This is a genomic window from Streptomyces sp. NPDC051822, assembly GCF_044452745.1.
Taxonomy (GTDB): domain Bacteria; phylum Actinomycetota; class Actinomycetes; order Streptomycetales; family Streptomycetaceae; genus Streptomyces.
The window spans coordinates 270,524-284,462 of sequence record NZ_JBITBZ010000001.1; the positions used below are offsets into that span (position 1 = coordinate 270,524).

The 13,939-nt window shown below is 72.8% G+C and carries 16 protein-coding genes; 3 read left to right on the forward strand and 13 right to left on the reverse strand.

Annotation, left to right across the window (positions count from 1 at the left end; genetic code table 11):
* Nucleotides 1–37: 37 nt before the first annotated feature.
* Genes ACIA8N_RS01225 through hisI form a run of 3 tightly spaced genes read right to left on the reverse strand, consistent with a single transcriptional unit; the run spans nt 38 to nt 2,555 of the window.
* The gene (locus ACIA8N_RS01225) at nt 38–688 is read right to left on the reverse strand and encodes a TIGR02234 family membrane protein (RefSeq protein ID WP_365776892.1); all 651 of its coding nucleotides are present in this window, start codon (nt 686–688) and stop codon (nt 38–40) included.
* 14 nt (nt 689–702) lie between these two features.
* Nucleotides 703–2,193 (reverse strand): anthranilate synthase component I, encoded by a 1,491-nt coding sequence (locus ACIA8N_RS01230; RefSeq protein ID WP_365776894.1) that lies wholly within the window; start codon nt 2,191–2,193, stop codon nt 703–705.
* An 11-nt stretch (nt 2,194–2,204) separates the two neighbouring features.
* Nucleotides 2,205–2,555, reverse strand: coding sequence for a phosphoribosyl-AMP cyclohydrolase (hisI, locus tag ACIA8N_RS01235; protein WP_030547280.1), 351 nt, complete (start codon nt 2,553–2,555; stop codon nt 2,205–2,207).
* 84 nt (nt 2,556–2,639) lie between these two features.
* On the opposite strand from hisI, the gene ACIA8N_RS01240 reads away from it, so the two are divergent.
* On the forward strand, nt 2,640–3,275 hold the full coding sequence (locus ACIA8N_RS01240) for a TIGR03085 family metal-binding protein (RefSeq protein WP_365776897.1): 636 nt from the start codon (nt 2,640–2,642) through the stop codon (nt 3,273–3,275).
* Nucleotides 3,276–3,289: 14 nt separating this feature from the next.
* Here the strand turns inward: ACIA8N_RS01240 and ACIA8N_RS01245 are convergent, their stop codons facing one another.
* The 10 genes from ACIA8N_RS01245 to hisD all read right to left on the reverse strand — a co-directional run bounded on the left by ACIA8N_RS01245 (nt 3,290) and on the right by hisD (nt 10,965).
* Nucleotides 3,290–4,525, reverse strand: a complete 1,236-nt coding sequence (locus ACIA8N_RS01245; RefSeq protein WP_365776899.1) for an MFS transporter — start codon at nt 4,523–4,525, stop codon at nt 3,290–3,292.
* Nucleotides 4,522–5,109: a helix-turn-helix domain-containing protein gene (locus ACIA8N_RS01250; protein WP_365776901.1), complete on the reverse strand. Its 588-nt coding sequence runs from the start codon at nt 5,107–5,109 to the stop codon at nt 4,522–4,524. Before ACIA8N_RS01250 ends, ACIA8N_RS01245 begins: the two co-directional genes overlap by 4 nt.
* Before the next feature lie 109 nt (nt 5,110–5,218).
* Nucleotides 5,219–5,974 carry an imidazole glycerol phosphate synthase subunit HisF gene (hisF, locus tag ACIA8N_RS01255; RefSeq protein WP_365776903.1) on the reverse strand — a complete coding sequence of 252 codons (756 nt, stop codon included), beginning with the start codon at nt 5,972–5,974 and terminating at the stop codon, nt 5,219–5,221.
* The gene (locus ACIA8N_RS01260; protein WP_365776905.1) at nt 5,971–6,369 is read right to left on the reverse strand and encodes a RidA family protein; all 399 of its coding nucleotides are present in this window, start codon (nt 6,367–6,369) and stop codon (nt 5,971–5,973) included. The genes hisF and ACIA8N_RS01260 overlap by 4 nt, the downstream gene beginning before the upstream one ends.
* Nucleotides 6,366–7,094, reverse strand: coding sequence for a bifunctional 1-(5-phosphoribosyl)-5-((5-phosphoribosylamino)methylideneamino)imidazole-4-carboxamide isomerase/phosphoribosylanthranilate isomerase PriA (gene priA, locus ACIA8N_RS01265; RefSeq protein ID WP_365776907.1), 729 nt, complete (start codon nt 7,092–7,094; stop codon nt 6,366–6,368). The genes ACIA8N_RS01260 and priA overlap by 4 nt, the downstream gene beginning before the upstream one ends.
* Before the next feature lie 2 nt (nt 7,095–7,096).
* Nucleotides 7,097–7,744, reverse strand: coding sequence for an imidazole glycerol phosphate synthase subunit HisH (gene hisH / locus ACIA8N_RS01270; RefSeq protein ID WP_365777631.1), 648 nt, complete (start codon nt 7,742–7,744; stop codon nt 7,097–7,099).
* A 2-nt stretch (nt 7,745–7,746) separates the two neighbouring features.
* The gene (locus tag ACIA8N_RS01275; RefSeq protein WP_365776909.1) at nt 7,747–7,911 is read right to left on the reverse strand and encodes a hypothetical protein; all 165 of its coding nucleotides are present in this window, start codon (nt 7,909–7,911) and stop codon (nt 7,747–7,749) included.
* 2 nt (nt 7,912–7,913) lie between these two features.
* Nucleotides 7,914–8,507 carry an imidazoleglycerol-phosphate dehydratase HisB gene (hisB, locus tag ACIA8N_RS01280; RefSeq protein WP_030211590.1) on the reverse strand — a complete coding sequence of 198 codons (594 nt, stop codon included), beginning with the start codon at nt 8,505–8,507 and terminating at the stop codon, nt 7,914–7,916.
* Nucleotides 8,504–9,625 (reverse strand): histidinol-phosphate transaminase, encoded by a 1,122-nt coding sequence (locus ACIA8N_RS01285; protein WP_365776911.1) that lies wholly within the window; start codon nt 9,623–9,625, stop codon nt 8,504–8,506. The genes hisB and ACIA8N_RS01285 overlap by 4 nt, the downstream gene beginning before the upstream one ends.
* The gene (hisD, locus tag ACIA8N_RS01290; protein WP_365776913.1) at nt 9,622–10,965 is read right to left on the reverse strand and encodes a histidinol dehydrogenase; all 1,344 of its coding nucleotides are present in this window, start codon (nt 10,963–10,965) and stop codon (nt 9,622–9,624) included. Before hisD ends, ACIA8N_RS01285 begins: the two co-directional genes overlap by 4 nt.
* A gap of 229 nt (nt 10,966–11,194) precedes the next feature.
* On the opposite strand from hisD, the gene ACIA8N_RS01295 reads away from it, so the two are divergent.
* Nucleotides 11,195–12,808, forward strand: a complete 1,614-nt coding sequence (locus ACIA8N_RS01295) for an oxidoreductase (protein WP_365776915.1) — start codon at nt 11,195–11,197, stop codon at nt 12,806–12,808.
* A 75-nt stretch (nt 12,809–12,883) separates the two neighbouring features.
* Nucleotides 12,884–13,936 (forward strand): hypothetical protein, encoded by a 1,053-nt coding sequence (locus ACIA8N_RS01300; protein WP_365776917.1) that lies wholly within the window; start codon nt 12,884–12,886, stop codon nt 13,934–13,936.
* The last annotated feature ends 3 nt before the right edge of the window (nt 13,937–13,939 follow it).

The following is a 13,939-nucleotide window of genomic DNA, read 5'->3' on the forward strand; positions in this document are numbered from 1 at the left end:
GTACCGGGACGATCACGCGTCGCGGCCGGCTCGCCCGTCAGGCGCCGTGGGTGGGGTCCTCGCCGCGGTCCAGGGCCTTCCACAGGTCCTCGGGCCGGTCCGGGTCGGTCGTGGGCGCCTTGCGCGCGGTGCGCGGGGTTCCGGAGCGCTCGTAGCGGCCGCCCATCGCCGGCCAGCTCTTGCCGAAGCGCAGGGCGAAGAGGCCGGCGAGCAGGATGAGGACGGCGCCGGCGGCGGTCACGTACGGCCAGGCGGTGTGCGTCAGACCGGCCACGGCGGCGGCGGTGTCGCCGCTGATGCGGGCGGCCTCCGCGTTCAGGGCGGAGCTGTCGGACGCGCCGAGGACCGCGGCGAGCGCGGCGCCCGCGCCGCTGAGCGCGAGGAGCGCGGCGACGAGGGTGCGGCCGGTGCGGCGGACGGCGAAGACGGCGAAGAGCGCGGCGAGACCGACGATCGCGAGGGCGGTCGGCACACCGGTGACGGTGCCGCCGTCGGCCTCGACGGGGACGGTGCCGCCGCCGACAGACGCGGTGCCCTCCGCCCAGATCTGACCCGCGGAGAGCAGGACGACGGTGGCGCCGAGGGCGCCGAGGAGGAGGGCCGCGGCCAGGCTGCGGCGGCCGCCGGTGGGGACGGCCGCACGGGCGGCCCGGGGCTGGGGTACGGGTACGGCACTCACGTACCCCACTATCCCCTACGTGCTCAGGTGCCGTTCATCCGGTTGGCGGTGTGGACGGCGCGGAGGACGGCGGCGGCCTTGTTCCGGCACTCGTTGTCCTCGGCCACGGGGTCGGAGTCGGCGACGACACCCGCTCCGGCCTGCACGTACGCCGTTCCGTCGCGGAGCAGGGCGGTGCGGATGGCGATGGCCGTGTCCGCGTCGCCGGCGAAATCGAGATAACCGACACATCCGCCGTAGAGGCCGCGGCGGGAGGGTTCCAGCTCCTCGATGATCTGCATGGCGCGGGGCTTGGGCGCGCCGGAGAGCGTGCCGGCGGGGAAGCAGGCGGTGAGCACGTCGAAGGCGGTCCTGCCCTCGGCGACCTCGCCGGTCACGGTGGAGACGATGTGCATGACGTGCGAGTAGCGCTCGACGGACATGAAGTCGACGACCTCGACGGAGCCGGGGGTGCAGACCCGCCCGAGGTCGTTGCGGCCGAGGTCGACGAGCATGAGGTGCTCGGCGCGCTCCTTGGGGTCGGCGAGCAGTTCCTCGGCGAGGTCGTGGTCCTCCTGCGGGGTGGCGCCGCGGTGCCGGGTGCCGGCGATGGGGTGGAGCAGCGCGTGCCCGTCCTCGACCTTGACGAGGGCCTCGGGGCTGGATCCGACGACGTCGAAGCCGTTCTCGAAGCGGAAGAGGTACATGTACGGGGAGGGGTTGGTGGCCCGCAGGACCCGGTAGACGTCGAGCGCGGAGGCGGTGCAGGGGGTCTCGAACCGCTGTGAGGGGACGACCTGGAAGGCCTCGCCCGCCCGGATGCGCTCCTTGATGTCCTCGACGGCGTCCTGGTAGGCCGGGCCGCCCCAGAGGGCGGAGAACTCCGGCAGCGCGGAGGCGGGGAGGGCGGTGGGTGCGGTGGCGACGGGCCTGGCCAGGTCGGCCTCCATCGCGTCGAGGCGGGCGACGGCGTGCGCGTACGCCTCCTCGACCCCGGTCTCCAGGTCGTTGTGGTTGATCGCGTTGGCGATCAGCAGGACCGAGCCGTCCCAGTGGTCGAGGACCGCGAGGTCGCTGGTGAGGAGCATGGTCAGCTCGGGGAGCCGCAGGTCGTCGCGGGTGGAGTCCCCGATCTTCTCCAGTCGGCGCACGATGTCGTAGCCGAGGTAGCCGACCATGCCGCCGGTGAAGGGGGGCATCCCGGACGCGAGGTCGCGGGGGGTGTGGAGGGTCTCGACGGTGGCGCGCAGGGCCTGGAGCGGGTCGCCGTCCACGGGGACGCCGACGGGCGGGGTGCCCAGCCAGTGCGCCTCGCCGTCCTTCACCGTGAGGGTGGCGTCACTGCGGACGCCGATGAAGGAGTAGCGGGACCAGCTGCGGCCGTTCTCCGCGGATTCGAGGAGAAAGGTGCCGGGCCGCTCGGCGGCGAGCTTGCGGTAGAGCCCGACCGGGGTGTCGCCGTCCGCGAGGAGCCTGCGGCTGACGGGGATGACGCGGCGGTCGGCCGCCAGCTTGCGGAAGGTGTCGAGATCCATGGCACCGGACCTTACTGGGATACGGGGAGCACGTCGGCGTCGAAGCAGGTGCGGGCGCCGGTGTGGCAGGCGGCCCCGACCTGGTCGACCTTGACGAGGAGGGTGTCCGCGTCGCAGTCGAGGGCTACGGACTTGACGTGCTGGACGTGCCCGGAGGTGTCACCCTTGACCCAGTACTCCTGGCGGCTGCGCGACCAGTAGGTGCAGCGGCCGGTGGTGAGGGTGCGGTGCAGGGCCTCGTCGTCCATCCAGCCCAGCATCAGCACCTCTCCGGTGTCGTACTGCTGGGCGATGGCGGGGACGAGCCCGTCGGGGCTGCGCTTGAGGCGGGCGGCGACGGCCGGGTCGAGATTGCTGCTCATGCCGCCATTGTGCCGCGCGCCGGGGTGGTGTCCGGCGGAGCGTCCACTGGGCGGACCGGGGGCGGCGGTCGTACGCTGGCGGGCATGTCGACCCATGCCAAACGTGAACGGCTTCTGCTCGCCGACCTGTTGGAGGCGGCGGGCCCGGACGCGCCGACGCTCTGCGAGGGCTGGCGGACCCGGGACCTCGCGGCCCATGTGGTGGTGCGCGAGCGGCGCCCGGACGCGGCGGCCGGTTCGCTCGTACCGATGTTGAAGGAGCGGCAGGACCGGGTGATGGCGGAGTTCGCCGGGAAGCCGTACGAGGAGCTGATCCAGCTCATCCGTACGGGTCCGCCGCGGTTCTCGCCGTTCACCATCAAGCAGGTGGACGAGGGGGCGAACGTCGTCGAGTTCTACGTCCACGCGGAGGACGTGCGCCGTGCCCAGCCCGACTGGTCGTCGCGCCCGCTCGACCCGGTCTTCGCGGACGCCCTCTGGTCCCGTCTGGAGCGCACCGCCCGGCTCCTCGGCCGCAAGGTCCCGGTGGGCCTGGTCCTTCGCCGCCCGAACGGCCAGACGGCGGTGGCCCACCGCGGCACCCCCGTGGTGACGGTCTCGGGGGAGCCGGGTGAGCTGATGATGTACCTGTACGGGCGCCAGGACGCGGCGAAGGTGGAGCTGGACGGGGAGCCCGAGGCGATCGAGCGGCTGCGCGAGACCAGGCAGCTGGGGCTCTGATCCGGAGAGGTCTGTCAGGGCATTTCCGCGCGGCGCAGGGCCTTCACCGAGAGGCCGTAGAGCCCGCCGAGGGCGCAGACGGCGGCGCTGGCGGTGAAGACCGGCGCCGGGCCCCACAGGCCGACGGCCGCCCCGGTGAGCGGGAAGCTCAGCGGGGCGACGCCGAGGCTGAAGAAGGTGGTCACGGAGGTGACCCGGCCCAGGTAGGCGGGGTCGCACTCGGTCTGGGTGAGCGCTCCGCACAGGGCGCCGCTGAGGCCGGCGAGCAGGCCGATCGCGACGGACACGGCCACGGCCGCCGGCAGCCCCGGTACGTACGCGAGGGCGCCGATCGACACCGCGCCGAGGGCGATGGTCCAGGAGAGCATCCGGCCCGCGCGCGGGACGCGGCCCCGTACGGTCAGGACCAGGGACGCGGCGCCCGCTCCCGTACCGAAGCCGGCGAGGACCCAGCCGATGCCGGCGGCGCCCCAGCCGCGCTGGTCGGAGAGGAGCGCGAGGCCGACGTTGAGGGGGCCGACGAAGCCGAGGTCGCTCAGGGCGATGACGATCGTCAGCGGGCCGAGGACGCGGTGCCGGCGGATGTAGCGCAGTCCGTCGGTCAGGTCGCGCAGGGCGGTGGTCTTCTCCCGCGTCCCGCCGCCGGAGGGCAGCGGTGAGAGGCGGAGCGCCAGGAGCAGGGGCAGCGAGAAGGCGAAGAGCAGACCCGCCGCGCCGAACGCGGCGGCCGGTCCGCCGAGGGCGACCGCGAGCCCGCCGAGCGGGGCTCCGAGCAGGACCGACATCCGGTAGGAGAGGCCCCGCATGCCCTGGACCCTGCCGAGCTGGGCGGTGGGGGCGATCCGTGGCGGCAGGGCCCCGACGGCGGGCATGAAGAGGGCGTCCACGGCTCCGAAGACGAGCGCGAGGGCGGCGAGGGCCCAGAGCCCGGGGGTGGAGAGCGCGAGCAGGGCGGCGACGCCGAGGACGACGACACAGCGGACGGCGTCGGAGGAGATGACGACCCGGCGGGGTCCGAACCGGTCGGCGACCACTCCCCCGAAGAGCATGAGCAGGGCGCGCATCACGGCGCTGAGGGCGAGCACGATGCCGGCCTGCGCGGGGGTGCCGCTCTGGACGGCGGCCCAGGAGAGGGCCAGGTGGTAGACCATGTCGCCGGTGGTGGAGGCGGTGTAGGCGCCGAGCCAGCGCAGGACGTTGGGGTCGCGGTAGGCGGGGCGCTCGACGGGGGCGAGCTGGGTGGCCGTCATGAGCGGTAGGGGAACGCGTGGAGGTGCACGGCGACGTTCTCGCGGCCCTCGGTCTCGCCGGCCGCTTCGGCGGCGCGGGCGGCCCGGTCGTGCTTCATGAGGACGGCTTCGAGCTCCTGGCCGAGGGCGGTGAGTTCGGCGGCGGTGAGGCGGGGCAGCCACTCGCCGCTGACGGAGGCGGAGCGCCACTCGTCGGACCAGGTGAGCCGCTCGTCGAGGAAGCGGCGGTGGAGTTCGACGCGCTGTTCGTTGATCGTGCGGCCGAAGGCGTCGCTCGCGGCGACGAGTTCGGGGCTGCTCCGGACGTCCTCCTCCTGGACGCTGATCCCGTACGAGGCGGGCTGCCACCAGCGTTCACGGCCGTCCGCCGACTGGGTCTCGGCCTCCTCGATGAGGCCGTGGTCGGCGAGCTTGCGCAGGTGGTAGCTGACGAGGGAGACGGCCTCGTCGACCTGGTCGGCGAGCTGGGAGGCGGTGGCGGTGCGGGCCACGAAGAGGGCGCGGTAGAGGCGCATCCGCAGCGGGTGCGAGATGGCCTTGAGGGTGCCGAGATCGGTGATCCGGCGGTTCTCCGACGAGGTCATGACACGACGCTAGACGCACGGGAAAAACTGCGCAACGGAAATTGCACAAATAATCCTGCGCATCTCGCGAAGAAGGAGGGCCCCCGAAGGGGCCCTCACACACGCGTGCTCAGCGGACCGGGTGGCCCGCCTCCCGCAGCGCGTCCTTGACCTGCGGGATCCGCAGATCGCCGAAGTGGAAGACGGAGGCCGCGAGCACCGCGTCCGCGCCGGCCGCCACGGCCGGCGGGAAGTCGGCGAGCTTGCCGGCGCCGCCGGAGGCGATCACCGGCACCGTGACGTGCTTGCGCACGGCCGCGATCATCTCGGTGTCGTAGCCGTCCTTCGTCCCGTCCGCGTCCATCGAGTTGAGCAGGATCTCCCCCGCCCCGAGCTCGGCGGCCCGGTGCGCCCACTCGACGGCGTCGATGCCGGTGCCCTTGCGGCCGCCGTGCGTCGTCACCTCGAAGGAGCCCGAGGCGGTGCGCCGGGCGTCGACCGACAGGACCAGCACCTGGCGGCCGAAGCGCTCCGCGATCTCCTGGATCAGCTCGGGGCGTGCGATGGCGGCGGTGTTGACGCCCACCTTGTCGGCCCCGGCCCGCAGCAGCTTGTCGACGTCCGCCGCCGCCCGGACGCCGCCGCCGACCGTGAGCGGGATGAAGACCTGCTCGGCGGTGCGGCGCACCACGTCGTAGGTGGTCTCCCGGTTGCCAGACGAGGCGGTGATGTCGAGGAAGCACAGCTCGTCGGCGCCCTCGGCGTCGTACAGCTTCGCCATCTCGACGGGGTCACCGGCGTCCCGCAGGTTCTGGAAGTTGACACCCTTGACGACCCGGCCGTTGTCGACGTCCAGGCAGGGGATCACCCGTACGGCGAGGCTCATGCCTCATCACCCCGGAAGGCCTCCACCTCGACCTCGACGACCAGGCTGGGGTCGACGAAGCCGGAGACGATGATCATCGAGGCGGCCGGGCGGACGGCGTCGAACAGTTCCTTGTGCGCGCGGCCGACCTCGTCCACGTCCCGGGCGTGCGTGATGTACATCCGGGTGCGCACGACGTGCTCCGGGCCCATGTCCAGCTGCTTCAGCGCGCCGAAGGCCACGTTGAAGGAGTTCATCGCCTGCTCGTAGGGGCCTCCCCCGGCGATCTGGCCGCCGACCACCGACGTACAGCCGGAGACCAGGACCAGGCCGTTCGGCAGCCGCACCGCGCGGGAGTAGCCGAACTGGTCCTCCCAGGGAGCGCCGGTCACGACCTTGCGGACCTCGGCGGTCACGGCCGCACCGCCGCGAGCGCCTCTTCCAGGGTGAACGCCTTGGCGTAGAGCGCCTTGCCGACGATGGCGCCCTCCACGCCCAGCGGGACCAGCTCGGACAGGGCCCGCAGGTCGTCCAGGGAGGAGACGCCGCCGGAGGCGACGACGGGCTTGTCGGTGGCCGCGCAGACGTTCTTCAGGAGCTCCAGGTTGGGGCCCTGGAGGGTGCCGTCCTTTGCGATGTCGGTGACGACGTAGCGGGAGCAGCCCTCGGAGTCGAGGCGGGCGAGCGTCTCGTAGAGGTCGCCGCCGTCGCGGGTCCAGCCCCGGCCGCGGAGCGTCGTGCCGCGTACGTCGAGACCGACGGCGATCTTGTCGCCGTACTCGGCGATGACCTTGGCGACCCACTCGGGGGTCTCCAGGGCGGCGGTGCCGAGGTTGACGCGGGTGCAGCCGGTGGCGAGGGCGGCGGCGAGCGAGGCGTCGTCGCGGATGCCGCCGGAGAGCTCGACCTTGATGTCCATGGCCTGGGCGACCTCGGCGATCAGCTGCCGGTTGTCACCGGTGCCGAAGGCGGCGTCGAGGTCCACCAGGTGCAGCCACTCGGCGCCGGAGTTCTGCCAGGCGAGGGCCGCTTCGAGCGGGGAGCCGTAGGAGGTCTCGGTGCCCGACTCGCCGTGCACGAGGCGGACGGCCTGGCCGTCGCGGACGTCGACGGCAGGGAGGAGTTCAAGCTTCTGAGCCATGATCAGAGGGTCTCGATCCAATTGGTGAGGAGCTGGGCTCCGGCGTCGCCGGACTTCTCGGGGTGGAACTGGGTGGCCCACAGGGCGCCGTTCTCGACGGCCGCGACGAAGGGTTCGCCGTGGGTGGCCCAGGTGACCTTGGGGGCGCGCATGTTCTTGTTGCCGACCTCCAGGGTCCACTCGCGCACCGCGTAGGAGTGCACGAAGTAGTACCGGGCGTCGGCGTCGAGGCCGGCGAACAGCTGCGTGTCGGCGGGCGCGTCGACGGTGTTCCAGCCCATGTGGGGGACGACGGGGGCGTTCAGCGGCTCGACGGTACCGGGCCACTCGTCGAGGCCCTCCGTCTCCACGCCGTGCTCGATGCCCTGGGCGAAGAGGATCTGCATGCCGACGCAGATGCCCATGACCGGGCGTCCGCCGGAGAGCCTGCGGCCGACGATCCAGTCGCCGCGGGCCTCCTTGAGCCCCTGCATGCAGGCGGAGAAGGCACCGACGCCGGGGACGAGGAGCCCGTCGGCGTTCATGGCCCTGTCGTAGTCGCGGGTGATCTCGACGTCGGCGCCGACCCGGGCGAGGGCGCGCTCGGCGGAGCGGACGTTGCCGAAGCCGTAGTCGAAGACGACGACCTTCTTCGGGGAGGAGGTGCTCATGGTCACGCCCACACGCTCAGCCGGAGCACGCCGGCGGTGAGGCACATCGCCGCGCCGACGGAGAGCAGCACGATGACGCCCTTGGGCATCTGCTGCTTGGCGAAGGAGTAGATGCCGCCGAGCAGGAAGAGGCCGACGACGATGAGGACGGTGGAGAGGCCGTTCACGACTAGAGGGCGCCCTTCGTGGAGGGGAGGATGCCGGCGGCGCGCACGTCGCGCTCGGAGGCGTAGCGGAGGGCACGGGCGAGCGCCTTGAACTGGCACTCCACGATGTGGTGGGCGTTGCGCCCGTACGGGACGTGGACGTGCAGGGCGATCTGGGCCTGGGCGACGAAGGACTCCAGGATGTGCCGGGTCATCGTCGTGTCGTACGAGCCGATCATCGGCGCCATGTTCTCGGGCTCGGTGTGCACGAGGTACGGCCGGCCGGAGAGGTCGACGGTCACCTGGGCGAGCGACTCGTCCAGGGGGACGGTGCAGTTACCGAAGCGGTAGATGCCGACCTTGTCGCCGAGGGCCTGCTTGAAGGCGGCGCCGAGGGCGAGGGCGGTGTCCTCGATGGTGTGGTGCGAGTCGATGTGCAGGTCGCCGTCGGTCTTGACGGTGAGGTCGAACAGACCGTGCCGGCCGAGCTGGTCGAGCATGTGGTCGTAGAAGCCGACCCCGGTCGACACGTCGACCTTTCCGGTGCCGTCGAGGTCGATCTCGACGACGACGGAGGTCTCCTTGGTGGTGCGCTCAACGCGGCCTACGCGGCTCATCGCTCCTGCTCCTTCATCAATTCACGAACCGCGTCGAGGAACGCGTCGTTCTCTTCTGGTGTGCCGGCGGTGACCCGCAGCCATCCCGGTACGCCGTTGTCCCGGACCAGGACGCCCCGGTCGAGGATCCGCTGCCAGGCCGCGTGGGTGTCGGGGAACTTCCCGAACTGCACGAAGTTGGCGTCCGAGTCGGTGACCTCGAAGCCGATCGCGCGCAGCTCGGTGACGAGCCGGTCGCGCTCGGCCTTGAGCTGTTCGACGTAGCCGAGGAGGGTGTCGGTGTGCTCCAGGGCGGCCAGCGCCGTCGCCTGGGTGACGGCGGAGAGGTGGTACGGGAGGCGGACCAGCTGGACGGCGTCGACCACGGCGGGGTGGGCGGCGAGGTAGCCGAGGCGCAGTCCGGCGGCGCCGAAGGCCTTGGACATGGTCCGGGAGACCACCAGGTTCGGGCGGCCCTCGATGAGGGGCAGCAGCGAGTCCCGGTGGCTGAACTCCACGTACGCCTCGTCGACGACCACCATGGAGGGCCTGGCCGCCTGGGCCGCCTTGTAGAGGGCGAGGACGGTGTCGGCCTCGACGGCGGTGCCGGTGGGGTTGTTGGGGGAGGTGATGAAGACGACGTCGGGCCGGTGCTCGGCGATCGCCTTCTCGGCCGCCGCCACGTCGATGGTGAAGTCCTCGTTGCGCGGGCCCGAGATCCAGCCGGTGCCGGTGCCGCGGGCGATGAGGGCGTGCATCGAGTACGAGGGCTCGAAGCCGATGGCGGTACGGCCGGGGCCGCCGAAGGTCTGCAGCAGCTGCTGGAGGACCTCGTTGGAGCCGTTGGCCGCCCACACGTTCTCGACGGCGACCGGGTGCTTTCCGGTGCGGGTGAGGTAGCGGGCGAGTTCGGTGCGCAGCTCGACCGCGTCCCGGTCGGGGTAGCGGTTGAGGCCGCGGGCGGCCTCGGCGACCCGCTCCGCGATCCGGGCCACCAGGGGCTCGGGCAGCGGGTAGGGGTTCTCGTTGGTGTTCAGCTGGACGGGGACGTCGAGCTGGGGCGCGCCGTAGGGGGACTTGCCGCGCAGCTCGTCGCGGACGGGCAGGTCGTCGATGCGGACTGTCTCGTTCGGGGTCACTTGCTCTCCGGCACCTTCCACCCGAAACGGGCCTTGATCGCCGCGCCGTGGGCGGGCAGGTCCTCGGCCTCGGCGAGGGTCACCACGTGGTGGGCGACGTCGGCGAGCGCGTCGCGCGTGTAGTCCACGATGTGCACCCCGCGCAGGAAGGACTGCACGGAGAGGCCCGAGGAGTGGCAGGCGCAGCCGCCGGTGGGCAGGACGTGGTTGGAGCCGGCGCAGTAGTCGCCGAGCGAGACGGGGGCCCAGGGGCCGACGAAGATGGCGCCCGCGTTGCGGACGCGGTCGGCGACGGCGGCGGCGTCGCGGGTCTGGATCTCCAGGTGCTCGGCGCCGTACGCGTCGACGACGCGCAGGCCCTCGTCGAGGCCGTCGACGAGGACGATCGCGGACTGGCGGCCGGCCAGGGCGGGGACGATGCGGTCGTCGACGTGCTTGGAGGCGGCGACCTGGGTCTTCAGCTCGGCCTCGGTGGCCGCGGCCAGCTCCTCGGAGTCGGTGACGAGGACGGAGGCGGCCATGGGGTCGTGCTCGGCCTGGCTGATCAGGTCGGCGGCGACGTGGACGGGGTCGGCGGTGGAGTCCGCGAGGATCGCGATCTCGGTGGGGCCGGCCTCGGCGTCGATGCCGATGCGGCCCTTGAGGAGGCGCTTGGCGGCGGCGACGTAGATGTTGCCGGGTCCCGTGACCAGGTTGACGGGGGCGCAGCCGGGTTCGCCGGCGGTGCTCTGCGTGCCGTACGCGAACATGGCGACGGCCTGGGCGCCGCCGGCCGCGTAGACCTCGTCGACGCCGAGCAGGGCGCAGGCGGCGAGGATCGTCGGGTGCGGCAGGCCGCCGAACTCCTTCTGCGGAGGTGAGGCGATGGCCACGCCCTCGACGCCGGCCTCCTGGGCGGGGACGACGTTCATCACGACGGAGGACGGGTAGACGGAGCGGCCGCCCGGCACGTACAGGCCGACGCGGTCGACCGGGATCCACTTCTCGGTGACCGTGCCGCCGGGGACCACCTGGGTGGTGTGGGTGGTGCGGCGCTGGTTCCGGTGGACGAGGCGGGCGCGCCGGATGGACTCCTCCAGGGCGGCGCGGACGGCCGGGTCGAGCTCGTCCAGGGCGCGGCGGAGCTCCTCGGCGGGAACGCGCAGGCGCTCGAGGCGGACGCCGTCGAATTTCTCCCCGTAGTCGATCACCGCTGCGGCGCCATGATGCCGTACGTCCTCGCAGATCGGCCGCACCTTCTCCAGGGCGGCTTCCACGTCGAACTCGGCACGGGGCAGCAGGTCGCGCAGGGCGGAACCCTCGGGGAGGGCCTCGCCGCGCAGATCGATTCGAGAGATCACGGGTCAATTCTCGCAGACGGCCTACAACGCCGGTCGTCCGTATCACCAGCTGATACATGCCAATCACTGACTGATACACGTCACATTGGCGTCCTCTCGCCACTCCTGACCGTTAGCGTTCAGCCCGTCACTCAGTGGGAAGAACGGCTGTACGAATCGGAACCGCGGAATCTCGAATCACGGAATCACGGAATCGCGGAGACGGATCGTGGAAAGCGAGGGGGCGGCAGTGACCGAGCCGCACGAGGACGGAATGCCGGACGGTCTCACGGGCCCGGAGCGGGCCGTGTGGCGGGCGTTCCGTATCGGGAGGACGTGCGATCTGACGGAGGGGGTCGCGGAGTGGGACGACCCCTTCGGGACGAGGGAATGGGGGGAGGAGCGGAGTGTCCGCGCCGACGTGGTGGCGCTGCTGCTGCTCGCGGGACCGCCGGCCAGATCGGGGCGGGTGGCCGCGCTGAAGCTGCGCGGGGTCCGGATCACCGGCGTGCTCAACCTGGCAGGCGGGACGATAGGGCCGTACGTCGAGCTGCACGGCTGCCGGTTCGACGGCGAGGTGGTGCTGCCGGAGGCCCGCTTCGGCACGCTGCGGATGGTCGAGTGCGCGCTGCCGCGCCTGGAGGCGGCCCGGCTGCACACCGAGGGGGACCTGCACCTGCCGCGCTGCCGGGTGCAGCGGGGCATCCGGCTCACCGACGCGCAGATCGGCACGGACCTGCTCGTCAACCAGATCCAGGTGTGGCCGGACCGGCGGGGAAGGGCCATCACCGCGGACGGCCTCGTGGTCGCCCAGGACCTGCAGGCCGAGCTGATCGAGACGCACGGGGAGCTGAGCCTGCGCGGGGCGAAGGTGGGCGTCTCGCTCAGTCTGCGCGGCAGCGTCCTGCGCGGCGCCCAGGGCCGCCGCGCGCTGAACGCTCCGCAGCTGACGGTGGAGCGCTCGCTCTATCTGAACGCGGCCTGGGTGTACGAGGAGACGGGCCCGGCGGGGACCGCGGGCAACTCGACGGCCACCCCGCCGTACGGCGTGACGCCCACCCAGGGGGCCCGGCGCAAGCCGGTGGAGTTCCACGGCGGGGTGCGGCTCGACGACGGGCGGTTCGGTGACGCGGTGGACCTGCACCACGCCCGGTTCCTGCTGAACGGGGCACGCCGGGAGGAGGTCTCGCTGCGCCGGATAGTCACCCCGGAGCTGAGGTTCAACGGCGAGCGCCCGGAGGAGGGGCGCGTCGTGCTCAACGGCGCCAAGGTCGTCACCCTGATCGACCTGTGGACCAGCTGGCCCGGCCCCGGCGGGCTCGCGATGGGCGGCTTCGTCTACGAGAACCTCGTGCCGTACGAGCGCTTCCCGCTGGCCTGGCGCCTGGAGTGGGTGGCGGCGGCGACCCCCGAGTACGCCCCCGAGCCGTACGAACGCCTTGCGACGGTGCTGCGCAACAGCGGGGAGGACGCCGACGCCCGCGAGGTGCTGCTCGCCAAGCAGCGGCGCAGACGGGAGACGCTTCCGCTGGCGGGGAAGCTCTGGGGATACGTCCAGGACTGGACCGTGGCGTACGGCTACCGGCCGGGCCGGGCGGCCCTGTGGATGGCGGTCCTGTGGGCGGCGGGCACGGTGGCGTTCTCCCGCTACCGCCCGATACCGCTGAAGGCGGAGGAGGCCCCCGCGTGGAACGGCCCGCTGTACGCCCTGGACCTGCTGATTCCGGTGATCAACCTCGGCCAGGACGGCTACTGGCGCCTCGAGGGCATGTGGCAGTGGGCGGCGGCGGTGCTCATCCTGCTCGGCTGGATCCTGGCCACCACGGTCGCGGCGGGCGCGACCCGGCTGCTGAGCAGGGGGTGAGCGGCGGAGGTTTGGTGTACGGGGTGTGAGGCGGGCTGCCGTGGCGGCGGGGGCCGGGGGAGAATACGTCACACCATGTCCTTGTTCCGTGCCCTGATCGGCGCCGTCCACCCGGCCCGGTACGCCCCGCGGCCCGCCGCCGGATTCGTCCCGGACGACGACGTGCTGCTCGACGCCCCGGACGGGCGGCTCGCCCCCGCCCTGGTCGCCGCCGCCCTCGCCGATCCCGATCCCGCCGCGAAACTGCTCGCCACCACCCGGGACTCCGGCGAGTGGGAGGACCGCGACCGGTACGTCACCCGGCTCGCCACCTTCGCGTACAGCAGGGGCGACTGGCTGGCCCACTGGCTCTCCGCCTCGCCCGGCGACCCCGACGCGCTCCTCGTCACGGCGCAGCTCGCCCTCCGCAGGGCCTGGGAGTCGCCGGCCCGGGCCGAGCGGCTGCGCGAGCTCGGCCCGCTCGTCACGACGGTCACCGAGGCGGCTCCGCACGACCCGGTGCCGTGGCGGCTCGCCCTGGACCACGCGCGCGGCGCGCACGCCGGGCACGGCGTCTTCGAGTCGCACTGGGAGCAGGCCGTGCGCCGCTCCCCGCACCACTACGGGTGTCATGTCGCGGCGCTCAAGTACCTCTCCGCGCAGTGGTACGGCTCGCACCGCGCCGCCTTCGACTTCGCCGAGCAGGCGGCCGACGACGCCGCCCCCGACTCGCTCGTACGGGCGCTGCCGGTCCGCGCGGCCTACGACCGGCTCCGGGTACCGCCGGACCGCGACCCGGCCGTGCCGGAGGCCCGGATCGACCGGGCCGCGGACCGTGCCCTGACCCTGTCGGCGGCGTTCCCCGCCGGTGACCCGTGGCCGGCCGAGGTCCGCAACCTGCTCGCGTACGTGCTGGTCGAGCGCGGTCGGTGGGCGGAGGCACGGGAGGAGTTCGGCCGGATCGGGGCCCACGCGACCTCGTTCCCGTGGGGGGCCGCGCGGAGTGCCGGGCGGGGCTCCGTACAGGAGGATCCCCTCCTCCGTTTCCTCGCCGTGCGGGAGCGGGCGCGGCGCGAGCCGGCCCGCCGGTCGGCCTTCCGGGACGCCGGACGTGGACAGGCCGGACGGAGCGGGCCCGGCGGCCATTAGGCT

Coding starts and splice junctions, on each gene's coding strand:
- ACIA8N_RS01230 (WP_365776894.1), bottom strand. CDS start 2,193: ATGGATCTCGACACCTTCCGCAAGCTGGCGGCCGACCGCCGCGTCATC.
- hisI (WP_030547280.1), bottom strand. CDS start 2,555: ATGAGCAGCAATCTCGACCCGGCCGTCGCCGCCCGCCTCAAGCGCAGC.
- ACIA8N_RS01240 (WP_365776897.1), top strand. CDS start 2,640: ATGTCGACCCATGCCAAACGTGAACGGCTTCTGCTCGCCGACCTGTTG.
- ACIA8N_RS01245 (WP_365776899.1), bottom strand. CDS start 4,525: ATGACGGCCACCCAGCTCGCCCCCGTCGAGCGCCCCGCCTACCGCGAC.
- ACIA8N_RS01250 (WP_365776901.1), bottom strand. CDS start 5,109: ATGACCTCGTCGGAGAACCGCCGGATCACCGATCTCGGCACCCTCAAG.
- hisF (WP_365776903.1), bottom strand. CDS start 5,974: ATGAGCCTCGCCGTACGGGTGATCCCCTGCCTGGACGTCGACAACGGC.
- priA (WP_365776907.1), bottom strand. CDS start 7,094: ATGGCTCAGAAGCTTGAACTCCTCCCTGCCGTCGACGTCCGCGACGGC.
- hisH (WP_365777631.1), bottom strand. CDS start 7,744: ATGAGCACCTCCTCCCCGAAGAAGGTCGTCGTCTTCGACTACGGCTTC.
- hisB (WP_030211590.1), bottom strand. CDS start 8,507: ATGAGCCGCGTAGGCCGCGTTGAGCGCACCACCAAGGAGACCTCCGTC.
- ACIA8N_RS01300 (WP_365776917.1), top strand. CDS start 12,884: ATGTCCTTGTTCCGTGCCCTGATCGGCGCCGTCCACCCGGCCCGGTAC.